This window comes from Blastomonas sp. AAP53, from assembly GCF_000331245.1.
GTDB lineage: Bacteria > Pseudomonadota > Alphaproteobacteria > Sphingomonadales > Sphingomonadaceae > Blastomonas.
Map to the genome: position 1 here is coordinate 342,044 of NZ_ANFZ01000006.1, position 26,507 is coordinate 368,550.

At 64.3% G+C, this 26,507-nt stretch carries 20 protein-coding genes; 11 read left to right on the top strand and 9 right to left on the bottom strand.

Features of this window, described 5'->3' with window-relative positions:
• Positions 1-112: 112 nt before the first annotated feature.
• From D618_RS0104615 to D618_RS17670, 5 genes are read left to right on the top strand one after another with little or no spacing between them, the layout of a single operon-like run.
• The gene (locus D618_RS0104615) at positions 113-844 is read left to right on the top strand and encodes a PepSY-associated TM helix domain-containing protein (RefSeq protein ID WP_081590410.1); all 732 of its coding nucleotides are present in this window, start codon (positions 113-115) and stop codon (positions 842-844) included.
• A 25-nt stretch (positions 845-869) separates the two neighbouring features.
• Positions 870-1,346, top strand: a complete 477-nt coding sequence (locus D618_RS0104620; protein ID WP_017670325.1) for a DUF2271 domain-containing protein — start codon at positions 870-872, stop codon at positions 1,344-1,346.
• A 23-nt stretch (positions 1,347-1,369) separates the two neighbouring features.
• Positions 1,370-2,311: a DUF4198 domain-containing protein gene (locus D618_RS0104625; RefSeq protein WP_017670326.1), complete on the top strand. Its 942-nt coding sequence runs from the start codon at positions 1,370-1,372 to the stop codon at positions 2,309-2,311.
• On the top strand, positions 2,308-3,315 hold the full coding sequence (locus D618_RS0104630) for an FAD:protein FMN transferase (protein WP_017670327.1): 1,008 nt from the start codon (positions 2,308-2,310) through the stop codon (positions 3,313-3,315). The genes D618_RS0104625 and D618_RS0104630 overlap by 4 nt, the downstream gene beginning before the upstream one ends.
• Positions 3,299-4,432 carry an alpha-hydroxy acid oxidase gene (locus tag D618_RS17670; RefSeq protein ID WP_017670328.1) on the top strand — a complete coding sequence of 378 codons (1,134 nt, stop codon included), beginning with the start codon at positions 3,299-3,301 and terminating at the stop codon, positions 4,430-4,432. The genes D618_RS0104630 and D618_RS17670 overlap by 17 nt, the downstream gene beginning before the upstream one ends.
• Here the strand turns inward: D618_RS17670 and D618_RS17675 are convergent.
• Genes D618_RS17675 through D618_RS0104650 form a run of 3 tightly spaced genes read right to left on the bottom strand, consistent with a single transcriptional unit; the run spans position 4,418 to position 8,303 of the window.
• The gene (locus D618_RS17675) at positions 4,418-6,220 is read right to left on the bottom strand and encodes a hypothetical protein (RefSeq protein WP_017670329.1); all 1,803 of its coding nucleotides are present in this window, start codon (positions 6,218-6,220) and stop codon (positions 4,418-4,420) included. The genes D618_RS17670 and D618_RS17675 overlap by 15 nt on opposite strands.
• The gene (locus D618_RS0104645; protein WP_017670330.1) at positions 6,217-6,642 is read right to left on the bottom strand and encodes a GtrA family protein; all 426 of its coding nucleotides are present in this window, start codon (positions 6,640-6,642) and stop codon (positions 6,217-6,219) included. Before D618_RS0104645 ends, D618_RS17675 begins: the two co-directional genes overlap by 4 nt.
• A gap of 23 nt (positions 6,643-6,665) precedes the next feature.
• Entirely contained in the window at positions 6,666-8,303 is a 1,638-nt protein-coding gene (locus tag D618_RS0104650) for an NAD(P)/FAD-dependent oxidoreductase (protein ID WP_017670331.1), read from the bottom strand.
• A 271-nt stretch (positions 8,304-8,574) separates the two neighbouring features.
• Between D618_RS0104650 and D618_RS19825 the strand changes: the two genes are divergently transcribed.
• The 4 genes from D618_RS19825 to D618_RS0104670 all read left to right on the top strand — a co-directional run bounded on the left by D618_RS19825 (position 8,575) and on the right by D618_RS0104670 (position 15,134).
• Positions 8,575-8,727 carry a hypothetical protein gene (locus D618_RS19825; RefSeq protein ID WP_017670332.1) on the top strand — a complete coding sequence of 51 codons (153 nt, stop codon included), beginning with the start codon at positions 8,575-8,577 and terminating at the stop codon, positions 8,725-8,727.
• Positions 8,728-8,818: 91 nt separating this feature from the next.
• Entirely contained in the window at positions 8,819-10,237 is a 1,419-nt protein-coding gene (gene uxaC / locus D618_RS0104660) for a glucuronate isomerase (protein ID WP_202949936.1), read from the top strand.
• Between the two features lie 17 nt (positions 10,238-10,254).
• Positions 10,255-11,661: a mannitol dehydrogenase family protein gene (locus D618_RS17680; RefSeq protein WP_017670334.1), complete on the top strand. Its 1,407-nt coding sequence runs from the start codon at positions 10,255-10,257 to the stop codon at positions 11,659-11,661.
• A 122-nt stretch (positions 11,662-11,783) separates the two neighbouring features.
• Positions 11,784-15,134 (top strand): PAS domain-containing hybrid sensor histidine kinase/response regulator, encoded by a 3,351-nt coding sequence (locus tag D618_RS0104670; protein ID WP_017670335.1) that lies wholly within the window; start codon positions 11,784-11,786, stop codon positions 15,132-15,134.
• On the opposite strand, the gene D618_RS0104675 is transcribed toward D618_RS0104670, so the two are convergent.
• Both D618_RS0104675 and acs read right to left on the bottom strand, forming a co-directional pair.
• Positions 15,131-15,751 carry a response regulator transcription factor gene (locus D618_RS0104675; protein ID WP_026091290.1) on the bottom strand — a complete coding sequence of 207 codons (621 nt, stop codon included), beginning with the start codon at positions 15,749-15,751 and terminating at the stop codon, positions 15,131-15,133. The genes D618_RS0104670 and D618_RS0104675 overlap by 4 nt on opposite strands.
• Positions 15,748-17,703 carry an acetate--CoA ligase gene (acs, locus tag D618_RS0104680; protein ID WP_026091291.1) on the bottom strand — a complete coding sequence of 652 codons (1,956 nt, stop codon included), beginning with the start codon at positions 17,701-17,703 and terminating at the stop codon, positions 15,748-15,750. The genes D618_RS0104675 and acs overlap by 4 nt, the downstream gene beginning before the upstream one ends.
• A gap of 189 nt (positions 17,704-17,892) precedes the next feature.
• Here acs and D618_RS0104685 point away from each other — a divergent pair, with 189 nt between their 5' ends.
• Both D618_RS0104685 and D618_RS0104690 read left to right on the top strand, forming a co-directional pair.
• Positions 17,893-19,290, top strand: a complete 1,398-nt coding sequence (locus tag D618_RS0104685) for a DcaP family trimeric outer membrane transporter (RefSeq protein WP_040370214.1) — start codon at positions 17,893-17,895, stop codon at positions 19,288-19,290.
• Positions 19,291-19,313: 23 nt separating this feature from the next.
• Positions 19,314-20,984 (top strand): MFS transporter, encoded by a 1,671-nt coding sequence (locus D618_RS0104690; RefSeq protein ID WP_026091292.1) that lies wholly within the window; start codon positions 19,314-19,316, stop codon positions 20,982-20,984.
• 69 nt (positions 20,985-21,053) lie between these two features.
• Here D618_RS0104690 and D618_RS0104695 read toward each other — a convergent pair whose 3' ends face one another.
• The 4 genes from D618_RS0104695 to D618_RS0104710 all read right to left on the bottom strand — a co-directional run bounded on the left by D618_RS0104695 (position 21,054) and on the right by D618_RS0104710 (position 26,292).
• Complete coding sequence (locus tag D618_RS0104695) at positions 21,054-21,761, bottom strand: hypothetical protein (protein ID WP_017670340.1); 708 nt, start codon at positions 21,759-21,761, stop codon at positions 21,054-21,056.
• Positions 21,758-22,768, bottom strand: a complete 1,011-nt coding sequence (locus D618_RS0104700) for a sterol desaturase family protein (RefSeq protein ID WP_017670341.1) — start codon at positions 22,766-22,768, stop codon at positions 21,758-21,760. Before D618_RS0104700 ends, D618_RS0104695 begins: the two co-directional genes overlap by 4 nt.
• Before the next feature lie 144 nt (positions 22,769-22,912).
• Positions 22,913-23,791, bottom strand: a complete 879-nt coding sequence (locus D618_RS0104705) for an MBL fold metallo-hydrolase (protein ID WP_017670342.1) — start codon at positions 23,789-23,791, stop codon at positions 22,913-22,915.
• 59 nt (positions 23,792-23,850) lie between these two features.
• Positions 23,851-26,292, bottom strand: coding sequence for a TonB-dependent receptor (locus D618_RS0104710; protein ID WP_026091295.1), 2,442 nt, complete (start codon positions 26,290-26,292; stop codon positions 23,851-23,853).
• Positions 26,293-26,507 lie beyond the last annotated feature (215 nt).

Here is a 26,507-nt window from a genome sequence, read left to right on the forward strand (position 1 = left end):
CGCAATTGCGTTTATGGCGTTGACAGCAGCGGTGCCGTTGCGCAGTGGGGCAGGGAAGCCCGGCTCGAATTCAGCCGCAGGGCAGGAGGTGCCAGTGTCGCTGCAACAGCCAATGTCGTCGCATCGTGAGCCCCAGCGGGCCGATGGGGCTGCCTCGGTCGCAGCCGTTCGCGATCGGACTGCAGCGCCTGCCGCAACGTCCTCGCAGAACGCAGCACGTGCTCGCAAGCCGCGTCGTGCCAAGCAGTTCTGGATGAAGCAGTTGCACAGCTGGCACTGGATCAGTGCGGCGATTTCGCTGGCGGCGATGTTTGTGTTCTCGGTGACCGGCATCACGCTCAATCACGCAGCGACAATCTCTGCCAAGCCGCAGATCGTGACCACGACCGCCGTGCTGCCGGCATCGGTTGCCGGGCTGCTTGCGCGTATCGAGCCTGCAGACAATACGCCGCTGCCCGATGCCGTGCGCGCCGAAGTGGAAGCTCTGGTGGGCGTCGATACCGGCGCTGTCGCAGCCGAATGGAGCGAGGACGAGGTCTATGTCGCAGTGCCCGGCCCCGGCAGCGACGCCTGGGTCAGCATTGACCGCGCCACCGGGGCGATCGAGGCGGAAAAGACCGACCGGGGCTGGGTCTCGTTTTTCAACGATCTGCACAAGGGGCGCAACACCGGCGCGGCGTGGTTCTGGCTGATCGATGTGCTGGCGGTGGCCTGCATCATCTTCACCTTCACCGGCCTGCTGCTGCTGCAGCTGCATGCCCGCAACCGCCCGTCAACCTGGCCCCTGGTCGGGCTGGGGGTTGTGGTGCCTGCGGCCATCATCCTGCTTTTCATGCATTTCTGACAGATCAGTCGAGGAGCTACCGAACGTGAAAAAGAGCCTTGCCATCGCGGTCAGCGTGATTGCGGCGCCCGCATCTGCCGGGACCGTGACCGTCACCATCCCGCGCATCGCCGTTGCGGAATATCATGTGCCCTATGTCGCGGTGTGGATCGAACCCAAGGCAGGCGGTCCGGCGCGCACGCTGGCAGTGTGGTATGATGTCGCCAAGCGCGGCAACGAGCCGGGTACCAAATGGCTGGCCGATCTGCGCACCTGGTGGCGCAAGGGCGGCCGCAGCCTGAAGCTGCCCGCCGATGGCGTCAGCGGCGCGACCCGCGCTCCCGGCGCGCACCGCATCGCCATCCCCGCCAATGTCAAACCCGGCAGCTACACGCTGTTCGTCGAGGCGGCGCGTGAAGATGGCGGGCGCGAACTCGTGTCGATGCCGCTCACCGTTCCTGCGGGGTCCGCCAAGGCCGCCGGCAAGACCGAGCTGGGCGCCATCGTCGTCAAATCCCGTTGATTTCCTGTCAGAAAGGCTGTGCCATGATCGCCAAGTCCCTGTTCTTCACCACTGCTGCCCTTGGTCTGACCGTGCCTGCTTTTGCGCACAACCAGTGGCTGCTGCCCTCGACCACGGTGCTCTCCGATACGCAGCAAAGCGTCACCGTGGATGCAGGCGCATCGACGGCCCCGTTCGAGCCTAACCACAATGCGCTTAGCGTAGAGGGCGTGAAGGTCTGGGCGCCTGATGGATCGATGGGGGCCATCGAGAATGCGGCGCGGAGCAAGTATCGCTCTACCTTCGACGTCAAGATCGACAAGCCCGGCACCTGGCGCATCGGCATGGAAAATGGCGGTATATCCGGCAGCTTCAAGGTGGACGGCGAGCCGTGGATGGTTGGCCGCAGGCGGGGTCCGCCAGCCGGTGGTCCGGGGGCAGCAGGTGGTGCCCGGGCAGGTGGTGCTGGTGCGGGCCGGCCTGGTCCCGCTGCAGCGATGGGCCCGGGTGCGCCCGGCGGCAGGCCGCAGATCGACCCCAGCCATATCGTCGCCAGCGTGGACGACATCCCGGCGAATGCCACCGATCTCGATCTTACCGAAACCGTGGGTCGCAACGAGTTCTTCGTCAGCGCAGGCGAGCCGAGCGACGCGCTGTTCAAGCCGACCGGCAGGGGACTGGAGTTCGTTCCCGTGACGCTGCCCACCGATCTGGTTTCCAATGAACCCGGCCAGTTCCGCTTTCTGGTCGATGGCCAGCCCGCTGCCGGGCTGGAGGTCGAGGTGATCCCCGGTGGCCGCCGCTACCGCGAGAGTGACGGAACCCAGAAGCTCAAGACCGACGACCAGGGCATGGTGACCGTGCAATGGCCGATGGCGGGCATGTACTGGCTGAACGCCAGCCTGACCGATGCCAAGCCCGGCAACCCCAAGGCGAGCAAGCGCCGGATGAGCTACACCGCAACGCTGGAAGTGCTCGCGCCATGACACAGGCCTGTCCGGCGCTGCGGATCGCAGTGCCGGAGGCCGTCGATCTGGCGGCCTTTCGCAGCTTTGATCCCAGCGCGCCGGTCGTGCATCTGGCAGGCGAGACGATGGGAACGCGCTGGCATGTGCGCGCCGCCGTGCCGCAGTCGGCAGGGCTCGATGTGCAGCAGTTGCAGGCATTGGTGCAGGCGCGGCTCGATGCCATCGTCGCCGACATGAGCCACTGGGAGCCGGGCTCGCTTCTATCGCGGTTCAACCATGCCGATGGGGGGGCTCAGGTGGCTCTTTCTGAAGATTTTGCCGCCGTGATGGCGGTAGCGCTCGACATTGCATCAGCATCGGGCGGTGCGTTCGATCCAGCGCTGGGGCGGATCACCGATCTATGGGGCCTGGGCCCGCGGCAGATGACCATCGATCCGGGTCAGCGCCAGATCGACGAGACTTTAAGCCATGTCGGGTGGCAGCGGCTCGCGTTTGACGAACGCAGTCGCACGCTGCGCCAGCCCGGCGGCGTGTGGCTGGATCTCTCCGGCATTGCCAAGGGCTTTGCTGCCGACGCCGTCGCAGACACGCTGGCGGGGCAGGGCGTCTATCATGCGCTGGTCGAAATTGGCGGGGAGTGCACCGGGCGTGGCCTTCGCCCCGATGGCGATCCGTGGTGGGTCGATATCGAAAATCCGACCGGTGTGCAGCTGCCGCCGCTGCGCGTTGCGTTGCACCAGCTTTCGGTGGCAACCTCGGGCGATTATCTGCGCGGCGGCCACACCATCGATCCGCGCACCGGCTGGCCCGCCATGCACCAGTCCACGGCGGTCACGGTGCTGCACAGCCGCTGCATGATCGCCGATGCCTGGGCGACAGCGCTCAGTGTGCTGGATGACGCCTCCGCGCAGCAGATGGCGCGCAAGCAGCGCCTGATCGCGCGGATCGTGGCGCGCGATGGCAGCGAGTGGCTCAGCCCTGGTCTTGCAGAGATGGTGGGTGCCGATGCTGCCGCCGCTTGACCATATTCCGCCCGATCTCGCGTCGCTGAGCGATTACGAAGCGTTTGGCCGGGCGCGGGTCGCGCCTGCCGCCTGGGCGTATCTCAACGCCGGAGCGGGCGATGAATGGACGATGCGCGAAAACATCGCCGCGTTCGCGCGGCTGCCGTTGCGCAGCCGGGTGCTGCGCAGCATGCGGGAAGGATCGACGGCGACGCATCTGCTGGGGCTGGAGCTTGAGGCTCCCATCATGCTGGCCCCCACCGCCTATCACAGCCTGGCCCACAGCGATGGCGAGAGCGCAACCGCGCTGGCCGCGGGTGCGACCGGTACCTGCATGGTGGTCAGCACGCAGGCAAGCCAGCCGATCGAGGATATTGCAGCATCAGCCACCGCACCCTTGTGGTTCCAGCTCTATATCCAGCCCGACCGCGCTTTCACGCGCGCGCTGATCCAGCGGGCAGAGGCAGCAGGCTATCGCGCTTTGGTGGTGACGGTCGACGCCCCGGTCAACGGCCTGCGCAATGCAGAGGCGCGCGCCGGGTTCGTGCTGCCGCCGCAAGTGCGCCCGGTGAACCTTGCCGGGATGCAGCTGCCGCCCGCCGAGGCCCCGTCCAGCGCCTCGCTGTTCGGCACCGCGATCATCGACCATGCGCCGGTGTGGGATGACATCGCCTGGCTGCGAACGCAAACCCGGCTGCCGGTGATCGTCAAGGGCATTACCGACCCGGACGATGCCAGGCTTGCGCTGGAGTGCGGTGTCGATGGCATCATCGTGTCCAACCATGGCGGCAGGGTGCTCGACGGGGTGCCTGCGAGCATCGACCTGCTGCCCGCCGTCGTCGAGGCTGTCGAAGGATGGGTGCCGGTGCTGATGGATGGCGGAGTGCGCCGCGGCAATGATGTGCTGCGCGCGCTGGCGCTGGGGGCTCAAGCGGTGCTCATCGGCAGGCCGGTCCTGCATGCGCTGGCAACCGCAGGCGCGCTGGGCGTCGCGCACGCTATCCGCGTGCTCCGCGCCGAGCTGGAACTGGCGATGGCGCTGACCGGATGCCGGACGATCGCTGACATCGGCCGGCAATGCCTTCATCTTCCCGACGCTGGCCCAGTCTTCACGGGCAGATCAGCGTTGCGATAACGTCCTGGCAGGCTGGCGGGGCAGCACCCGCCACGCCCGCAAGCCATCCGGTCCACCTAGCGCGATTGGTTCCAGCCAGTCGGGAGGATTGCCGGAAACCAGCCGCGCGGCCAGCGACTGCGGGTCGCCCTCTTTCTCGTACAGCAACACCTCGTGCATATCGACACACGCCACCACATAGTCCGCCTTGTGGGCCAGGATATGGCGTCGTGCGGTCTCGGGATCGCTGGTAAACGCCTCGATCACATCGTGCATTGCCGCCTCTGAGCGGTGATGGCCCGACGCGATGATGCTGTGATGGGTATCCAGCAGCAGATTGGGACCGATGTCCAGAGGTGCAAACAGCGTGCCGGTCGGCAGGCGGTTGAGCAGCCCGGCGGTGCGGTGAATGGCACAGGTCATGTCGGTGTCGTCCAGCAACGCGTCTTCTTCCGGCGTCGCCAGCACGCTGTAGAGAACCGACATCAAAGGATATGGCATCAGCACAAGATAGAGCGCTGCTGCTGCCAGAAGCTTGGGGCGCAGCGCTTGGGCACTTTGCCAACGTGCGATCATCTGCGCTGCAAACCATCCGAAGGGGATCGTGGCCATCAGCCCGGCAAAGGCGATGGATCGGTACGTCAGCAAGCCGCTGACGACCGCCACGGCCAGCAATACCGCATATTCGCCCCACCAGCGGCGTAAGCCCTGGTCGCCGCGAACCGCACAATGGATGGCAATGCCCAGGGCGCACAGGCATTGGAAGGCTTCTGCCGATGCATGGACCCAGGCCTGCTGCCACAAGGGCCGCCCTTCGCCGACATTCTCGTACCAGAATTCGCGCACCAGCGGATCGAGTCCGGCAAACGGAGGGGCCAGAATCTGGGGGGCCCACCATCCGATCACCGCCAGTCCGGCGACGCCGCAGCCAGCCAGCCCGCCCAGCATCAGCGCGCGCGACGGCTGCCTCACCATCGCCAGTGCGGTTGCGCCTGCCGCCATGATCACGAAAAACGCCAGATGCGGCGGGGAAATCGCGTCCCGATGCGCGGCAAGGTCGGGCAAGCCGCGAGTCAGCGCGAACAACACCAGCAGTCCGCCAGCCAGCGATTGCAGGTAACGCACCAGATTGTGACGCTGCTCATGATCCGCCAGCCATCGTCCAGCCAGCACCAGTGCGAAGCCTGCGGACATGAAGATCGTTTCCAGCGAAATGATCAGCCCTGCTGCCATGGCCAGGCCTGCCACGATGGCACCGCGCGCCGCGTCGCGCCGGGCGATGCCCCACATGGCGATGGCGATGGTCATCACCTGCCAGCCATGGTGGTCGATCCGCAGCGGTTGAAATTGCGCGGGAACCATTGGCGCCAGCGCAAAAATGGCGCAGGCTAGAGTAGCTACCTTCAGGCCCAGTTTCTCATGGGCGAGCTTGCCGACCGTCAGCATCGTGCCAAGCAGCAGCAAAAGCGGCACGGTAACCGCTGTCGCATATTCGGCCGTCGCCAACGGCATGAACAGCGCCAGCAGCCGGATCATGCCGGCAAGAGGCAGGTCCACCAGTCGCGACCAGTGCATCAGCGTGCCGTCGGGCGGGGTCATCCGGTACTGGTGCAGATCGAACCACCCCTGCCCGGTCATCAAGTCGCGCACCTGCACCAGCCGCAACGCATCATCGACGTCCGGAAAGCGGTGCTTGAAGATGTGCGGCGACAGCAAGACCATCATCGCAACGACGCCCAGCCAGACTAGGATGAACACCGGCACGGGCCGGCGGGCCATGCCCAGGCGCTGGCGTTGTTCGCCGATCATCTGCCGGCGTCTTTGAACACGATCTGAGAGCGCACGATATAGGTCAGGAGAAAGCTGGCTGCGATGGCCACCATCTTGGCCGGGCGCGGATCGAACCCGGCCCGGTCAGCCGCCGTGACGATCAGGGTGGTCAGCGCAAGGCCCGCCAGCGTTGAAACCACAAACAGCAGTTTCTGCAGCATGCGCGCGCGGCCGGTCACCGCGAGGCTGCCCTGGAATACCGCGCGCGAAGAGAACAGCCAGTGTGCAATGATCCCCAGCGAATAGCCGATGGCCGAGGCAAGGCCCGCTGCCATGCCCAGTGCAAGGCAGGCGAGAAACGTGCCAACGTCGATACCCAGCGCGCCGACACTGGCCGCCAGATAGCGCAGGAAACGAATGTCCCTGACCCTGGCGGATACCTTGGCGAGCGGACGGATCAAGGCGTGCTCCACAACGGGAGGTCTCAGGCCGATTTGCGCAGCGGCTCGGGCGTCTCGGTGTCTGCCAATATCCGTTCGGGCACCCCGCGCAGGCTGGTCAGGGCTGCGATCTGATCCTCGCTCAATGGCTGCGTCTGGGCCATCTCGCGTGCCGGCAGGGCAGCTTCCGCCCCCTCGTCGCCGGCTTCGTGATACTCGGCATCCTCATTGACGCACCAGGTGTCGTACACGCGCCGTCCTGCCAGGATGTTCTCGACCGTGAGCATCGCGGTCATCATGGCGTGGTCCTGGTTGTTATAGCGGTGCATGCCGTTGCGGCCCACAAGGTGCAGCGTCGGATGGCGCTCTTCCAGTTCGTGGCGCATCGCAGCGACATTGGCCGCATAATCCTCGTCATAGACGGGATAGGCCTTTTCCTGCCGAACCACGGCGCCGCCGATCACCTTGGCCGGATCGACGAGCCCCAGGATCTCCATCTCGCGCTTGGCCAGCTCGATCAGCTCGGCATCGGGCGCCGACCACAGACCATCGCCTTCGAAGCAGAAATATTCCAGGCCGACACAGGCGACCTTGGGGTCGGGGACCATTTCGGGCGACCACGAGCGGAAGTTCTGCACCCGGCCGACCTTCACCTTGCTGTCGTGGATGTAGATCCAGTTGTCGGGGAACAAGTCTTCGCTGTCGATCATCAGCGCCACGGTGAGGAAGTCGCGGTAGCGCAGCTTGCTCGCCTCCAGCGTGGTGGCGGGAAGGGGGTGGAGCCGCTTGGCCAGCTCTCGCATCGGGGCGGAGCTGATCGCATGTGCGGCGCGAATCTGGACCACGCCATCGGGGCCCTGGGCGGTCATCGACCAGCCGTCCGGGCCGGCGCTGCCAAGCCGTTCCAGCGCATGGCCCATCAGCACGGTGCCCTTGCCGGTTGCCAGAATCTTGTCGCGCGCGGCATCCCACATCATGCCCGGACCCAGCCGCGGATACCGGAATGTCTCGAGCAGGGTCTTGACCGCCTGGCCATCGTTGGGCCGCTTGTTCAGACCCAGGCTGCGCTTCAGCCCGTCGATCACCGCGCTCATCAGCGACAGACCCTTGATCCGCTGGGCGGCCCAATCGGCGCTCATCTCGTTGCAGGGCATGCCCCACACCTTCTCGGTATAGGTCTTGAAGAAGATGGAATAGAGTTTTTCGCCGAACTGGTTGGTGGTCCAGTCCTCGAAACTGCGCACGTCCTTGATCGGGAAGGCGCGCCGCCACAGATAGCTTGTCATGCAGGCGGTCGAACGCAGGATGCCCAGGTTGCCCAGCGCCTCGAAGGCGCGCAGCGGATAGGAGTAGAACTTGCCCTCGTAATAGATGCGGCTCATGCGCGGGCGCTGGATGAAATCGTCGGGCAGAATCTCGTTCCACAGATCGACGACCGCCTGCGATTTGGAAAAGAACCGGTGCCCGCCGATGTCGAACCTGTAGCCTTCATGTTCGACCGTACGGCTGATGCCGCCGACATAGGTGGCATCCTGTTCGATGATCGCAACGGTCTTGCCCGCCTTGGTGAGCAGATAGCCTGCAGTCAGGCCTGCTGGACCCGCACCGATGATAGCGACATCCACATCCAGCACGCCCGGCGCTGCATTGATGTCGTGCGATGTTTCGAAGTCGTTTGGCATGCCATGTCCCCTGTTCGCACAGACGTTCGGGCACCACCGGGTGAACGCCTTGCTCAGCTTGGTAACGAATGAACAAAAATGGTTACCATAATGTAAACAAGGCACCTTTTTCGGCCAATACACAGAACATCCGGTGTCCTTGTTGGCGCATGTTCTTGTCATTGCTGTTCAACGGCGGGCATCATCGCCAGCCGGACCAATATCTGCGTCACCCACTCCCTCTGCGATCCCCGTTGGCGGCTGCATTCCGGGCGACGCTCATGCCGGCGGCATGCACAACGACAGCTCGACCGCGCTGCCTTCGGGCCTGGCGATGGCAGCGAGCTGGAGCCTGCAGCCCGTCGAGGACGATGGTCGCATGATCGGCTTCGGGGCACGCGCCTGCCGCAACTGCAGCGTACGGCAAAATTGTCCCTGCTCCTGAGCCTCCGGTTGAATGCCATGGCGGAAACGGCCATAGATGCCGCCCGCTGCCATGCGCGAGCGGCAAGCCCGCGTCGTCAAGCTAGAGGATCATCATGCGACCGCTTCATCTGCATCCCGACCGTCTGTTCCCCGTCGATCCCGAGATTCGTGCCATTACGCGCACGCTCTACGATTCGGTCGCTGCTTTGCCGATCATCAGCCCGCACGGCCATACCGATCCGATCTGGTTTGCCGAAGATGCGCCGTTTGCCAATGCCAGCGAGCTGTTGCTGCAGCCCGACCATTATGTGTTCCGCATGCTGTACAGCCAGGGAATTTCGCTCGAATCTCTTGGGCTGACACCGGTGTCTCAGCCGGGCGCACCCTCGGTCGATCCGCGCGAAGCCTGGCGCATTCTGGCGGCACATTACCACCTGTTCAGGGGAACGCCGTCGCGCATGTGGCTCGACTGGGTGTTTGCGCAGGCCTTTGCGATCGATGTGCAGCTGACACCGGAAACGTCGGACCTGTATTACGACCGCATCACCGAAGCGCTGGCGACACCAGCGTTTCGCCCGCGTGCCTTGTTCGAGCGGTTCAATATCGAGGTGATCACCACCACGGAATCGCCGCTCGATACACTGGAGCATCATCGCACGATTGCCCAAAGCGGATGGAAGGGCCGGGTGCTCACTGCTTACCGTCCCGATCCGGTGATCGATCCCGAATTTGAGGGTTTCCGCGACAATCTGGGCCGGTTTGCCGAACTGACCGGGGAAGACGTTTTCAGCTGGACCGGCTATCTCGCCGCGCACCGCAAGCGCCGGGCGTTCTTCGCCGAACATGGCGCGACCTCGACCGATCATGGTCACCCCAGCGCGTTGACCGCTGATCTGTCTCCGGCCGAAGCCGAGGCGCTGTTCGCGCGCGTTATCCGTCCCGATGTCACGCCGCAGGATGCCGAATTGTTCCGTGCGCAGATGCTGACCGAAATGGCCGGGATGAGCGTCGAGGACGGGCTGGTGATGCAGATCCATCCCGGCGCGCTGCGCAACCACAATCCGCACGTATTCGCGCATTTCGGGCGCGACAAGGGTGCCGACATGCCGATGCGCACCGACTATGTCCACGCATTGCGGCCCTTGCTCGGTCGCTATGGCAACAACCCGGACCTGACGATCATATTGTTCACGCTGGACGAGACCGTCTACGCGCGCGAACTCGCGCCGCTGGCCGGGCATTATCCCGCCTTGAAGCTTGGCCCGGCCTGGTGGTTCCATGACAGTCCCGAAGGCATGCGTCGTTTCCGCAATGCGATGACCGAGACGGCAGGCTTCTACAACACGGTCGGCTTCAACGACGACACCCGCGCCTTCCTGTCCATTCCCGCGCGTCACGATGTCGCGCGGCGGATCGATTGCGGCTTTCTGGCGACCCTGGTGGCAGAGCACCGGATGGAGGAATGGGAGGCCGCTGAACTGGCACACGACCTTTCCTATACGCTGGCGAAGAAGGCGTACCGGCTGTGAGGGTTTCGCGCGCCACAATGAACTCGCTCGCAGCTGACGTCGCCCGGCCGGGCTATGATGTCGCAAGCCAGGCTGTCGGCATCGTGCACTTTGGCATCGGTGCCTTCCACCGCGCGCACCAGGCGGTGTACACCGACGATGCGATGGCGGCGGGGGATCGCGACTGGCGGATCCTCGGCGTGTCGTTGCGCTCCGCCGATGTTGCCGACCAGCTCAATCCGCAGGACGGGCTGTTCACGCTGGTTGAACGGTCGAGCGACCGGGTGGCCGCACGGTTGATCGGATCGGTGGCGGGGGTGATCGTCGCTCCTGAGCATCCGGAGGCAGTGATTGACGCGCTGGCAGCGCCGACGACGCATATCGTCAGCTTCACCGTGACCGAAAAAGGCTATGTCCGCCGTCCCGATGGCACGCTGGACTGGGACAATGCCGCCGTTCACGCCGACAGCACGGGTTCCGGGCCGCCGCAGACCATCTACGGCTTTATTGCAGCCGGTCTGGCGCGCCGCAAGGCGGCAGGACTGGCCGGGCTGACGCTGCTCAGCTGTGACAATCTGGCCGACAATGGCGCGCGGCTGAACCGGCTGATGACCGACTATCTGACCGCAACCGACCCGGACCTGGCAGGCTGGTTCGCGCAGCATTGCCGCTGCCCCGGGACGATGGTCGACCGGATCGTACCGGCGATGACCGACGAGGATCGCGGCTGGATCGCCTCGCTCAGCGGGCTCGAGGATGCGGGCGCGGTGATCACCGAACCGTTCTGCCAATGGGTGATCGAAGATGACTTCGCCGGGCCGCGTCCACGCTGGGAGGCCGTGGGTGCGCAGATCGTCAGCGATGTCGAGCCCTATGAAGCTGCCAAGCTGCGGATGCTCAACGGCGCGCATTCGGCGCTCGCCTATCTCGGGCTCGATCGGGGCCATGACTATGTGCATCAAGCGATTGCCGATCCGGCGCTGCGCGGCATCATCGAAAGCTTGATGCGCGACGAAGCCGCACAGACGCTCCATGCCGATTCCGGCATCGATCTGGCAGCCTATGCCGATGCGCTGATCGCGCGATTCGCCAACGCCTCGCTCCAGCACCGCCTGGCGCAGATCGCGATGGATGGATCGCAGAAGGTCCCCCAGCGCTGGCTGGAGCCATTGGCGATCAACCAGGCCGCCGGACGGGATTGCCCGGCAACCCTGCAGGCGCTGGCGGCGTGGATAGGCCATATCAGCGGGACCAGGCGCCCGGTCGATGACCCGATGGCGGTCCAATTGGCTGAGTTGTGGACCACACACGGGCCAGATGGCATTGTCGCGGCGCTGTTCGGGCAGGATGGTCTCTACAGCGGCAGCTGGACCGCAACGCCCGAGGCAGCAGTAGCCTTGCAGGCGCACCTGGCTGTAAGCGGACAGGCAACCGCAGCGGTCTAGTCCCCTGAACCGCGGTCACCTGGCCTTTCACCCTGCAGCAGGCTTGCTGACAGGCTGACAACTGGCGTAGCGTGCCCCCGGGAAAAGCCGGCAGCGGCGCATGGGGGGAGGTTGGCACTCGGATGAGCCTGCCGTCGGCAGCATTGATCGGGCTTGCGGTCATCCTGCTGCTGTTCGCGGTGGCGGCAGTGGTGGAGGGGCGCGGCGGACTTGCCGTGCGCAGGCCCTGGTTGCGGCAGGGTGCCTATACGCTGGCCTTGGGCGTCTATTGCTCCAGCTGGACGTTCTACGGCGCGGTCGGCAGCATCGTGCGCGACGGCTGGTTCTATCTGCCGATCTATCTCGCGCCGATCTTCCTGTTGCTGGGCGCGCCGCGTTTTCTGAAACGTCTGGCGCAAGCGGTGGCCGAAGAGCAGGCGACCACGGTATCGGACTTCATCGCCGCGCGCTTCGGCCATGACGGCGGTGTGGCGCGGCTGGTCACGCTGATCGCGCTCGTTGGCACCATTCCGTATGTTGCGCTGCAGTTCCGGTCGATCGGTGGGGCGATCTCGCTCGCATCCGGCAGGCCGATCGCCGACGCGGCGATGATCGGCGCGGCGGGGCTGCTCGCGTTGTTCGCGATCCTGTTCGGTGCGCGCCGCTATGAGCTCGCCGGGCGCAGCGAGGGGCTGCTCTACGCCATCGGCCTGGAATCGGTGATCAAGATCGTCGCGCTGACCACGGTCGCTGCGGTTGCGGTAGCGTTGCTGATGCGCGCCGATGCTGCTGCAGTCGACCAGGGCATGCTGCTGCTGGCGGACAATTTTCGCCCCGAGCGACTGTCGGTCGAGTTCGGCGTAATCTTCCTCATCTCGCTGATGGCGATCATCGCGCTGCCGCGGCAATTCTATATGGGGCTGGTCGAGGCGCACGATTCAGGGTCGCTGGGCCGGGCACGCTATGGTCTGGCCGCCTATCTGGCGGTGATGGCGATCATGGCGCTGCCGATCGCGCTCGCCGGAGCCAGCCTGGTGCAGGGCGGGGCGGGGGCAGACCTTTATGTGCTGCAGATTCCGGCGCTGGCCGGAAGCGGGCTCGTGCTCACGCTGGCGCTGGTTGGCGGCATCAGCGCGGCAGCGTCGATGGTGATCGTCGATTCGACGGCGCTGGCCACGATGGTCTCGAACGACTTGATCTTCCCCGCCCTGCTGCGCAGCAACCGCTCCGATGCTGGTGAAGGTGCGTTCGGCCGCCGGATGCTGCGGCTGCGGCGCGCCTCGATCCTGGGCATCGTCGCCGCCGCGCTCGCTTGGGCACTGCTGATCCCGGCGGACAATACGCTGGCCTCGATCGGTCTGGTCGCCTTTGCCGCGATGGCACAGTTCACCCCGCACCTGATCCTGGCGACGCAGCGCGGCGGGCGCGATGCAATGGCGGCCCGCGCCAGCCTGTCGATCGGCTTTGCCCTGTGGGTCTACACGCTGGCGCTGCCGCCCATCCTGCCCGATGGCCTGGCCGACATGCTGGCGGGCTCTGCGCTCGATCCGCTGCGTCTGTTCGGCATCGGCAATGCCTCGCCGCTGGTACACGGCGTGGCCTGGAGCCTGGGGGCAAATCTGCTTGTCTATGGGCTGGTCGCCGCGCGCAAGGTGCAGCCTCGGCCGTTGCTGCTGCAGCTGCGCGGCCAGCAGAAGATCAGCGACCTCGACGACCTTTCCCGGCTGACGGCCAGCTTTGTCGGCACCGAGCGGGCGAGGGAAGAGTTTCCCGATGCCGCGCCCGGCGTGCCGGTCACGCGCGAGGCGGCGCAGCGGGCGCGCGACCTGATCGCACGCGTGGTCGGGGCCTCATCGGCGCGGGCGCTGGTCGCATCGGCGCTGGCGGGCAGCCAGATGAGCCTGGCCGATGTCACCCGGCTGCTGGGCGAACGCGGCCAGTCGCTGCGCTTCTCGCGCGAACTGCTCGCGGCGACCTTCGAGAATGTCGATGCCGGGATCAGCGTGGTCGATTCCGAGATGAACCTGGTCGCGTGGAACAGCCAGTATCTCGACATCTTCGGCTATCCGCCAGCTCTGGTCCAGGTGGGCGCTCCGATTGCCGAGCTGATCCGCTACAACGCCCGGCTGGGCGATTTCGGATCGGAGGATATCGAGCACCATGTCGACAAGCGGCTGGGGCACATGCGCCGGGGCCAGCCGCACAGCTTCGAGCGGCAGCGCAAGGACGGCCGCGTCATCAAGACCGTGGGCGGGCCGATGCCCGGCGGCGGCTATGTCACCAGCTTCACTGATATCACCAGCGAGGCTCAGGTGCGCGACGAGCTCGAGCGGACATTGGCGCAGCTGGAACAGCGCGTGGTCGACCGGACGCAGGAATTGAGCGCCGCCAACGCCCAACTGGCCAAGGCGACGCGCGACAAGACGCGCTTTCTCGCCGCCGCGAGCCATGATCTGCTGCAACCGCTGCACGCCGCGCGGTTGTTCACGGCGGCGCTCACCCGCGACGCCGAGGCGGGAACGCAGATGCTGGCGCGGCGGATCGACAGCGCGATCGGCGCTGCGGATGGGCTGATCCGCGCATTGCTCGACATCAGCCGACTGGACGCAGGCGGGGTGGAGCCCAGCCCCGAGCCCGTGGCGCTGAAGCCTTTCATCATCGATCTGGCCGAGAGCTTCGCCCCGATGGCCGATGGCAAGGGGCTGCGGTTGCGGATTGGTGCGTTGCCCGGCGATGTGCATACCGATCCTGGCCTGTTGCGGTCAGTGCTGCAGAACTTCCTCTCCAACGCGGTGCGCTATACGTCGCAGGGCGTGGTGCTGATCGGTACGCGGCGGCGAGGCCAGCGCATCCGCATCGACATCATCGATACCGGTGTCGGCATCGCGGCGGACCAGATCGACATGATCTTCGCCGAGTTCACCCGGCTGGGGCAGGTCGAGGCCGAAGGGCTGGGGCTGGGGCTGGCGCTGTGTGACCGGATTGCGCGGCTGCTGGGTGGCGAGATCGAGGTGCGGTCGGTACCGGGCAGGGGCAGCCGGTTCAGCCTGTATCTGCCGGCAAGCACGCCACAGCCGGCCACGGCGATCCACCCGCAGGCCGCCATTGCCGCGGGGCCAAGGCGCGCCTTGAATGTGCTGGTGGTCGATAACGATCCGATGATCGTCGAGGGCACGCTCGAGCTGCTTGCGTCTCTTGGCCATGGCGCGAGTGGCGCAGGCGATCCGATGAGCGCGCTGGCTCTGGCAGGCCCGTTCGACGTCGCGCTGATCGATTTCCACCTCGGCACCGCGACCGACGGGCTCGCGCTGATCGCTGCGCTGCGCGAGCGGCATCCCGGCCTTCCCGCCGCGCTCGTAACCGCGCAAGGATCGTCCGATCTGGCGAAGCGCGCTGCGCTGCTGGGTGTCCCGATAATCGCCAAACCTGCAGGCGCAGAGACCATCGGCGGGTTTCTGGCCAGCGTTGGCGAGGTGCCCGCCACAGCGAACTAATGCTTGAGGTCGAGCCCCAGCGAGCGCGCGACCAAGGCCGCCTGGGTGCGGTTCTGCACCCCCAGTTTGCGCATGATCGTGGTCATATGCGCCTTCACCGTGGCTTCGCTCATCCCCAGATCATGCGCGATCTGCTTGTTGAGCTTGCCGTCGAGCACCTCGAGCAGCACCTTGAGCTGGGTGGGGGTGAGCGAGGCAATCTCCTGCTGGACCTGCTCTTCGGGCCGGGTCGGCGGCGGCATCGTTGTGCGCCCGCCGAGCGCGCGGGCGATAGCCTGCTCGATCGCGTCGAGATCGCTGTCCTTGGGGATGAAGCCGACTGCGCCCAGTTGCCGGGCCTCGTCTGCCACGCCTGAACCTTCAGCGCTCGAGACGACGAGGATCGGCACTTCGGGGCGTTCGGCGTGCAGCAGCGCGATGCCCGAATAGCCGATCGCGCCGGGCATCTTGAGGTCGAGCAGAATCAGGCGCAGGCCTTCCGCCGTGCTGGCCGCAGCGGCGGCGGCGGCCAGCGTGCCGGTTTCCAGGATCTGCGCCTGCGGAGCCACCCGGCTGACCGCCAGGATCAAGGCCTGGCGAAACAGCGGGTGGTCATCCGCGATCAGGATCGTTTCTATGTCGCGTCTGCCAGTTGCGGTCTTTCGCTCAGAAGATGATCGACAACCGAAGGATCGGCAAGCGTCGATGTGTCACCCAGGTTCGACAGGTCGTTCTCGCCGATCTTGCGCAGGATCCGGCGCATGATCTTGCCCGAGCGGGTCTTGGGCAGGGCAGGGGTGAACTGGATGATATCAGGCGTTGCAATCGGGCCGATCTCGCGGCGCACCCATTGCACCAGCTCGCGGCGCAGCGCCTCGTCGGGCTCGACCTCGACATTGGTGGTGACGAAGGCGTAGATGCCCTGGCCCTTCACATCGTGCGGCATGCCGACGACGGCGGCCTCGGCGACCTTGGGGTGTGCGACCAAAGCGCTTTCGATCTCCGCGGTGCCCATGCGATGGCCCGAGACGTTGATGACATCGTCGATGCGCCCGGTGATCCAGTAATATCCATCCTCGTCGCGCTTGCAGCCGTCGCCGGTGAAATACAGCCCCTTGAAGGTGGTGAAATAGGTCTGGAAGAAGCGATCATGATCGCCCCACACGGTGCGCATCTGGCCGGGCCAGCTGCGGGCGATCGCAAGGCAACCCTCGCCTGCACCTTCGATCACCTCACCCTCGGGCGTCAGCAGCAAGGGCTTGACCCCGAACATCGGCATCGCGGCGGAGCCGGGCTTGAGCGCGTGCGCTCCGGGCAGCGGCGTCATCATGCACGCGCCGGTCTCGGTCTGCCACCAGGTGTCGACGATCGGGCAGCGGCCCTCGCCGACGACGCGGTGATACCATTCCCACGCCTCGGGGTTGATCGGCTCGCCGACAGATCCCAGCAGGCGCAGCGACTTGCGGCTGGTTCTGGTCACCCACTCGTCGCCTTCGCGCATCAGCGCGCGCAGCGCCGTGGGCGCGCCGTAGAAGATCTCGACGCCGAACTTGTCGACGATCTGCCAGAAGCGCGAGGCATCGGGCCAGGTGGGGACGCCCTCGAACATCACCGTGGTCGCGCCCATCATCAGCGGGGCATAGACGACATAGCTGTGCCCGGTGACCCAGCCGACATCGGCCGCGCACCAGTATATCTGGCCGGGGCGATAATCGAAGACATATTGGAAGGTCATCGCTGCCCACACGGCATAGCCGCCGGTGGTGTGGAGCACGCCCTTGGGCTTGCCGGTGGAGCCCGAGGTATAGAGAATGAACAGCGGGTCTTCGGCGCCCATTTCCTCTGCCGGGCAGTCCGCCGATTGCGCGGCTATCCCGGTGGCCCAGTCGATGTCGCGACCTTCGACCATCGGCACATCCGCGCCGGTGCGCCTGAGCACGATGACGGTGTCCACCGCCTCGCAATGATGGCCGAGCGCAGCATCCACATTGGCCTTGAGCGGCACGCGCTTGCCCGCGCGCAGTCCTTCGTCGGCGGTGACGACGATGCGGCTGTCGCAATCCTGGATGCGGCCCGCCAGCGCCTCGGGCGAGAAGCCTGCGAACACCACCGAGTGGATCGCGCCGATCCGCGCGCAGGCGAGCATCGCCACGGCAGCTTCGGGCACCATCGGCAGATAGAGCGTCACGCGTTCACCGCGCTTCACATTGTGCGCCTTCAAGAGGTTGGCGAAGCGGCAGACCTGTTCGTGCAATTCACGATAGGTGATCGCGCGCGACGCTTCGTCCGGATTGTCCGGCTCCCACAGGATCGCGACGGTATCGCCGCGTTCGGCCAGGTGACGGTCGAGGCAATTGGCAGCGAGGTTGAGCGTGCCGTCGCCGAACCAGCGGATACCGAAATCGGGCTCGTGAAAGCTGGATTCGCTGACCTGTGTGAACGGCGTGATCCAGTCGATCCGCTGCGCTTCCTCGCGCCAGAAGGTGTCGGGCTGCTCGATCGACAGGCGATAGCGATCTTCATAGACCGGCGCGGTGATCAATGCGTTGGCGGCCCAGTCGGCGGGCACGGGGTATAGGGTCTCGGCCATGCTTATCTCTCCTCGTGTGCTTGCGTCTAGGGCGCTAGGCTGGTCGCATGATAAGGCGTCGGGCGGCACGCCGGACCTTAGACAAAGGTCGTAGGCCTTCGACCATGGTCCATCTGGCAGGCGCCGGGCTTTCGGCGAACACTCAGTCCACTACCGGGAGAACCCGGAGCAGGGGGTGAGGAGAGACCGATGGTAAGGGCAGGCCGTTCATACTGGCTGGCATTGCTGGCCGCGAGCGCACTGGTAGCGCCGCAAACCGCATCAGCACAAAGTGCCCGCGAACAGGCGCTGGAAGAGCGACTGGCGCGGCTGGAGGCGGAGATGACGGCGCTGCGCGCCGATCTCGTCTCCGCCCGCGATGCCCAGGCACAGACAGCAGCCGCTGCGACCGAGGCGACAGCGCGCAGCGAGGAGGCGGTCACCCGTCTGGCGACGCTCGAAAGCAAGCCGACCGCGCCCGCCGAGGGTTTCCGCGTTGGCAGCACCACGTTCAAGCTGGGCGGTTTCGTCAAGGCGGTCGCGAGCGCCACGCGCTATGACGACGGCATGCTGGCAGGCGGTTCGCTCGGCAAGGAGTTCTACCTGCCGCAGCAGATCCCGGTCGGCGGAACCTCGACCCGCGATTTCATGGCCAACGCGCGGCAGACGCGATTGTTCTTCACCAGCTCGACCCCGGTCGGCGGCAAGGACGTCAAGAGCCACATCGAGTTCGACTTTGCGCTGGCGACGGCTCCTGCAGGCGCACAGCGTGCAACCAACGCCTATACGCCGACGCTGCGCCGGGCCTTTCTGACATTCGATCGCTTCCTGATCGGCCAGGAGTGGACCACCTTCCAGAACCCTGCGCTGCTGCCCGAAAGCACCGATTTCGTCGGCCCGCTCGAAGGCACGGTGTTCGTCCGGCAGATGATGGTCCAGTACCGCCAGCCGCTGGGGCAGGGGCTGGACCTGTATCTCGCGCTGGAAAATCCGCAGACCGAGACGGTGAACACCACCAATGCCGCGCTCGCCGACAACGATCAGGATCGCGTTCCCGACCTCGTCGGCAAGCTGGTCTACAAGGCGGCGGGGCTCGACCTGCATCTGGCCGGGCTGGTGCGCCAGCTTTCGGTGCATGATGGCGGCAACGGCGATGATGCGCTGGGCTGGGGCGTGTCGGCAGGTGGCCGGTTCGCCTTCGGTCCGGACAAGCGCCACGATATCCGTCTCAGCGCGACCTATGGCAATGGCATCGGGCGGTATCTTGGCTTGGGCTATGCGCCCGACGCGCTTTACGATCGCGGCGCGCTGGGCAACCGGCTGGTCAATGTCGGCAACTTCGCGGGCTTTGCGTCGCTCAAGCTGGGCTGGACCGCCAATGTGCGGTCCACATTTGCTGCCGGGTATCAGCATGCCGACTATCCTGATCGCATCACGGTGCCGGGCCTTGCCAACGTGTCCGCCTACAGCCTGGCCGCCAATCTGTTCTGGTCACCGGTCAAAAATCTCGACATCGGCATAGAGGTGCGTCACGCCGGGCGTGAGGTGGCCAACGGCCTGAAGGGACAGATGGACCGCGTCGAGATGGCGGCAAAATACACCTTCTAACAACACACAAAGGAGTGGGGATGATGGCTACAATTCCGGAGGATGCTTTACCCAAGCATCACCAGGCGACGCAGGGGGAGAAGCTGGTCATCGCCGCTTCGTCCCTTGGCACGGTGTTCGAATGGTATGATTTCTACCTGTACGGCCTGCTGGCAACCTATATCTCGGCGCAGTTCTTTTCGGGCGTCAACGAGACGACGGGCTTCATCTTCGCGCTTGCCGCCTTTGCCGCCGGGTTCGCGGTGCGACCCTTCGGCGCGCTCGTCTTCGGGCGGATCGGCGATCTGGTCGGTCGCAAGAACACGTTCCTGGTGACGATGGGGATCATGGGCATTTCGACCTTCGCGGTCGGCCTGCTGCCCAGCTACACCTCGATCGGCGTCGCGGCTCCGATCATCCTGGTCGCGCTGCGTCTGGCACAGGGGCTTGCGCTCGGCGGTGAATATGGCGGCGCGGCAACTTACGTCGCCGAACATGCCCCCGAGGGCAAACGTGGGCTGTATACCAGCTGGATCCAGACCACGGCGACCTTCGGGCTGTTCGCGGCCTTGCTGGTGGTCATCGGTTTCCGCTTCGCGCTGGGCGAAGAGGCATTCGCGGCCTGGGGTTGGCGCCTGCCGTTCCTGATCTCGATCGTCCTGCTGGGCGTGTCGATGTGGATCCGCCTGCAGCTCAACGAAAGCCCCGTCTTCCAGAAGATGAAGGACGAAGGCACCACCTCCAAGGCACCGCTGACCGAAGCGTTCGCTCAATGGGGCAACCTGCGCTGGGTCATCATCGCGCTGCTGGGGGCTGTGATGGGGCAGGCGGTGGTCTGGTACGCCGGGCAGTTCTACGCCTTGTTCTTCCTGGAAAAGACGCTGCGGGTCGATGGTGCGACGGCGAACATCCTGATTGCGATTGCATTGGCACTGGCAACGCCGTTCTTCGTGTTCTTCGGCTGGCTTTCGGACAAGATCGGCCGCAAGCCGATCATCCTGGGCGGTTGCGCGCTGGCAGCGATCACCTACTTCCCGCTGTTCGGCGCACTGACTCAGGCCGCCAACCCTGCGCTGGCTGAAGCGCAGATTTCGGCCCCGGTCAGCATCACTGCCCACCAGGACGAGTGCTCGTTCCAGTTCGATCCGATCGGCAAGAACACCTTCGACACCTCCAGCTGCGACATCGCCAAGACCTATCTGGCCAAGGCGGGCGTCAGCTACACCAATGTCGAGGCACCTGCAGGCACGGTGGCGACGGTCAGCGTTGGCGATACGGTGTTCACCGCCCCCAATCCGGACGCATTGCAGGGCGATGCCAAGAAGGCTGCGATCAAGGCATTTCAGGATGACCTGAAGGCCGGGCTGGTCAAGGTCGGCTATCCTGAGAAGGCGGACAATGCCCGCATCGACAAGGTGGCCGTGGTGGCGATCCTGTGGGCGTTGGCGATGCTGGTGACGATGGTCTACGGGCCGATTGCAGCCCTGCTGGTGGAACTGTTCCCCACCCGCATCCGCTATACCTCGATGTCGCTGCCCTATCATATCGGCAACGGCTGGTTCGGCGGCTTCCTGCCGACCACTGCCTTCGCAATGGTCGCTGCCACTGGCAATATCTATTACGGTCTGTGGTATCCGGTGGTCGTGGCAGCAGCAACCGTGGTGATCGGTCTGCTGTTCCTGCCCGAAACCTTCCGCCGCAACATCGACGACTAAGCCCGGATCGGGTGAGACTTGATGCCAGCGTGCCCGTTCATCCAGGCACGCTGGCTTTTCTTTGGGTGATCAGTCCGACAGGCTGCGGCGGAACCGGATGTTGATGAGCCGGTCCTCCAGCACGCGGCCGACGCCGTAGAGGATGGCAAACAGGACGGCGAAGACATAGGCCGAAGTGGGCGACTGCTTGTTGCCCTGTTCCTTCTCCTTGTCCTTTTCCTTCGATTTCTCGTCCTTTTTCGGCTTTTCCGGCGCGGGTGCGCCCAGGAACTGGTCGATCGGATGAAGGGTGCGGACCTTTTTCTCCTCCTCCTTCTTCTTTTCTTCCTGCAGCTTCTTTTCGGCTGCGGTCGGCGGGCCCTCGAGCAGGCCGATGCCCACGATCAACTGGCCAAAGGCCACAAACAGCAGCGGCGCCAGAAAGCAGAACAGCAATGCCTTGCTGACCATGCGATAGCGCAACAGCGCCCCGCCTTCGTTCTGCTCGACCTGCAGGATGCCCTCATCGTAGATCGACATCCGGTCCTGTGCCAGCTGGTCCTTCTTGGTGAAGGTCAGCGTATCGCCTGCACGATCGAAGCTGGTACCAGGTGCCAGAAAGAACGGCTCCAGCCGGTCGAAAGCCTCGGCTGCGGACTGGCCCGGGGCGAGCGGAACGCTGCCACGGACTGTCCAGATCCAGTCGATCATTCGCATATTGGGCTTGCTCTGGTCGGAATGGCCGTGATCGGGCAGCGGATGGCTCGTGGTGTCGAGCATCTGGGTCCGGTCGATCATTCTGCTCGCACCGGCTGGGTTTCGCCGAACAGACCACTGTCTGCGTCGGCCTTGCCAAAGCGTGCCTTCATCGTTTTCCAGCCTTCGGTAAACGGGTAGCTCATCTGCTCGCGGATCGACATGCGGCGGCCGCCTTCCATGCCCAGCAGTTCTGCCTCGCCATCGACACAGGTGCCGAACATCCGGTCGATGAAGATGAAGGTGCTGGCATAGTTGCTGCGCGTCGCTTCAAAATCCTGCGAGTGATGCAAGCTGTGATGTTCGGTCGTGTTGAACAGGTACCGCCACCAGGCCGGCGTGTTGAAGCGCACGTTGATGTGCTGATACACCCCGACCGACATTCCGATGGCGCCTGCGAGCAATGCTGCACGCGGCAGGAAGTCGAACAGCCCGCCGATGCCCAAGCCGATCAGGAACAGCTCCACGGGATTGCCGACCGCGCCCTTGTTGATATTCAGCTGGGTGATGTAATGGTGCACCGAGTGCGTCAACCACAGCGGGTACCAGTTGTGCATGCCGCGATGCATCCAGTACTGGCCAAAGTCGAAGATGAACAGGATCGCGAAGGCCTGAACCAGCAAGGGCAGGCCGGTGAACCACGAAAACTTGGCCCAGTCGAAGCTGGCCATGAGCCCTTCGAGGATCACATCGGCTCCGATGTAGTTATCGACCATGTTGAGGATAGTGTAGCCAAGACCGACGTAGAACAGGTCGGTGACGCATTCCTTCCATGTCAGCTGCCAGCTTTCGAAGCGCGGATTGACCCATTCCAGCGCGAGCAGCAGGACCTTGAAGGCAATGCCGATGCCGATCGCGGTCGAGGCCTTGGCGATCGAGTTGGGCGCATAATACCAGAACGCGATCATCGCAAAGAGCACGGCGGGCTGGAAGTAGGTGAAGACGAACTGCTTGATCGGCCCGCCCTGGACACGGGGAACATTTTCCCATCCGATGGTCACCGGGGCCTGCGCTCCGATCACCCGATTGCCTACGCGCACTCCGTTCATGGGCCTGTACTCGCAATAATGCCCCACGCGCCCGGTGCGCTGGCGGGGTCAGGTTGAAATCGTCCGTCCCGCTACCCTTGTAAAATCCAGCCCATCACGCCAGACGGCATTATGGTATAGTTGCCATAGACTGGATTGATGGGCTCATTCGGTTCGGGCCGGTACCGGGGTGATGATGAAATGGTCGTGGACCTGCGGTTGATCTGGCTGATCGAGCCTGGCTTTCAGGCCTGATTGCAGCTCGCGGATGGCCCCGGCGGGCAGTTCCAGCCGATGTTCGTCGGGATGCGACAGAGCCTCATGCCCGTAATCGCGGCCCGGCGTGCGGGTCATCTCGATATGTGCGCCCAGAACGGCGCGGATCGGATGGTGCTTGGCAAAGGCGGCCAGGCGATCGATGCTCGCGCGGTTGTCTGGAAGGAAATTCACCGGAATGTACAGCCGCCCCGGATAGAGCGTGTCGCCCGAGATCAGGATCTTGAGGCGCGGATCATACACCATGATGGCCGCTGCCTGATGACCGGGGGTGGGCAGAATGCGCAGCGCACGTCCGCCCAGATCGTAGGTTGCAATCTGATCGGGCCAGCTGCCGATGCCGAAGAAGCTGGCGACATCGGCAGGCTTGAGCCCGACAACGGTGGTATCGGGTCGCTCGCGAAAGGCCGCGTCGCCTGCGATATGGTCGCCATGGCTGTGGCTGTGGGCCACGATCAGCGGAATGGATGTGCGCTTGTGCGCCGCCAGCCATTCGCCGATCAGATGATCGACCACCGGTCTTATCCGGCCATTTTCCGCGCCGCTGTCGATCAGCAGCACCTTGTCGCGTCCGAACAGCAGATAGAGGAACGGCGCTTCGAAATTGGTGGCGATCGACTGGCGGATGACAAAGGTGTCCGCATCGAGCGCCTGGACCTGTGTGGCGGGCTCCGCCCCGTTGGTGCCGTCGATCCAGCGTTCCGGGAAAAGATGGGGCGGTGCAGCGGCTTTTGCCCCGGTCGATGGGGTGCCAAGCAGGCACCCCATTACCAAAACCGCTGCACCAGCCCGGACAGAAGGCATCAGTTTTGCCATGTCCGGCGCGGTCAGTATCTGAGCCGTGCCTCGATGCCGATCACCCGGGGGGTCAACACCGAACGCCCGTAATAGCGCGAGATCACGCCACCATTGACGAAGCCGAAGCGGCTGCGATCGTTGCTGATTCCGGTCACGGCATATTCGTTGGTCAGGTTGTTGGCGAACAGCGACACCTCGTAGGAATCGCCCATCTGGTAGGTGATGGCGGCGCGGTGCGTCAGATAATCGGGCAATGTCTCACCGAAGCCCCGATTGCCGACCCGGCTCAGGATGTTGCCGGTATAGGTCGCGGTCCAGTTGAGTTTCAGCTCGCTGTTGTCGCCCACCGGAACCACGTAATCTGCGGCAATCGACCCGCTGTGCTTGGCCGATCCGGGCAGACGGTCGCCATCGAATACGCCGACACGAACAAACTTGGGTCGGACACTGGCAACCTGGCTGTTGCGGATCTGCAGCAGGTTGGGAACATCCGCTGTCAGCTGCGCGTCGAGATAGGAATAGTTCCCCCGCAGCGAGAATTCCGGCGTGATCTGCGCTCTGAAGGAGACATCGAACCCTCGGTTACGCGCGGCACCGCCGTTGGTCAGGATACCGATCCCGCCGAATTCCGTTGCACTTGCCAGCTGAATTCCATCCCAGTTGACCTGGAATACCGACAGATTCATCGAAAGCCTTTTGTCGAACATGCTTGCACGGACGCCCAGCTCGATGTTCTCGGTCTCGTCCGGAGAATAGAACAATTCATTTGGCAGCGCGCAAATGTTCTGCTGGTTCAGGTTGAGCGGAAGCACGCATGGTGCCGCCCCGGTATTTGCGCCACCCAGCCTGTATCCGGTGCTGTAGGTCAAATAGACCAGTGCATCGTCACCAAATTTGTAAGAGGTGTTTGCCTTGTAGACAACGCCGGACGCGCTTGCCTGACCCTGGCTGGAAGGAATATCGTCATCGCTGGCGACCGGCCCGTCAAAATAGGGCAGGGTCGATCCGCCAAAACGTTCGAGATCATAGCCGTAATACCGCAAACCGCCGGTAATCTGCCATTCTGGCGTAACGTTATAGGTGAGCTCACCAAATATCGCACGTTCCTTGATGCTGTTGCGTCCAAACGAGGCATATTCGTTGTCGTCGGCATTGGGGATGACGCCGAACGCTGTGCCAGTGGGCGAGGCACCAAAGCCCGGAATGAACTCGCGATAGCTGTTACGAGAATTCGAGTTATTGTAAAATGCGCCGAGAACCCAATTGAACGGCCCGCCATGCGTCGACAACAGTCGAATTTCCTGGTTGAATTGCTTGGTGCTGGCATTGGAACGGGTGAATCCGGTGAACGCCGGGAAGCCCTCATAGCCATAGTCAAGGTCGAGCAACAGGTCGGTGACGTCGACCGAGCCCTGGTTGGTCGTCTTGGTGTAGGCCGTGGAAGAGATCAGCTGTGCAAAATCGCCGATCTGCGCTTCGACTTCAAGGCTGAGCAGATGGGCTCGCCGGGTCGCAGGCTCCAGTACACGCCACGGGCCTTCATAGCGGCCTTCGCCGAGAACACCGCCACCATTAGCCTGACGGCCCTCGGTCTTCACCTCCTGGAATGCATAGGTCAGGTAGACCTTTGTCGTGTCCAGCGTCAGACCCAGCTGGTTACGGGTTGTGAAGGTCTTGCCATAGTTCACGTCCCGCTCACGTTTCAAATTGGCGGCCTGCTGCGCTGGCGTACCCAACGGATTGGAGGCGGGCCCAGGTTGCGGCAAGGACACGCCGATTGTCTGCACCGTGAACGGATAATCGATGAAGCCCGGATCGTAGAAATAGCCGGTGGCGCTGCGGAATGCCAGCAGATCGCTGATGATCGGCAGATTGATGACCCCGTCGAACACATGGCCAATGTCTTTGCTCTGCTCCATCGCAAACGCGCGGGCGTGGACACTGCCCGATATCTTTGTGGGGTCCGGGCGTTCCGGAATATAGCGGATGGCTCCCGCCAGTGTGCCAAGGCCATAGAGCGTTCCTTGAGGTCCAAGCAGGACCTCGACGCGCGCCATGTCGATCAGCTTGAAATCGAAATAGAGCGGCACTTCGCCCAGATAAATTCCGATAGCGCTATTGCCGTTGTCCGCAAAGGTGCTGCTGTCGTCGGCGGAGAGACCGCGCATCACGATGGTGCCGGCGCCGCGTGGCCCGGTGTCCGTGATCGTGATGCCCGGCGTAAAGGCCCCCAGGTCGCGAATATCGTTCAGGCGCTGATCCGCCAGTTCGTCGGCACCGATGGCCGAGACGTTCATCGGCACGTCTTGCAGCGATAGTGCACGACGCGTGGCGGTCACCACGATGACATTGCCGGGCTCGCCGTCAGTCTCGGCTTCCTGCGCGGACTCCTGCGCGAAGGCCGGTGCAGCGCTTACGCCCATCAGCATGGTTGCGCCCATCAGCGCTGTACGGAACATTGTATTTGTCATGGATCGACCCCCCTTCAAAGGTGAGCCTTTCACAAATGACACCCCACTCCCTTGGCGCTCTGGCTAGGCCGGCACCTTGCATGCCGTTTTCCGGCATGATTGTTTTGTCGTCTGCATCCCGCGCCCCTGAGCGCGCAGGCGGTATCCGTCGCATGGAGCCGATGGGGCCCATGCGCTGTCTTCGATCGCCAGCTTTGGTCTGCAGATCCGGGTGG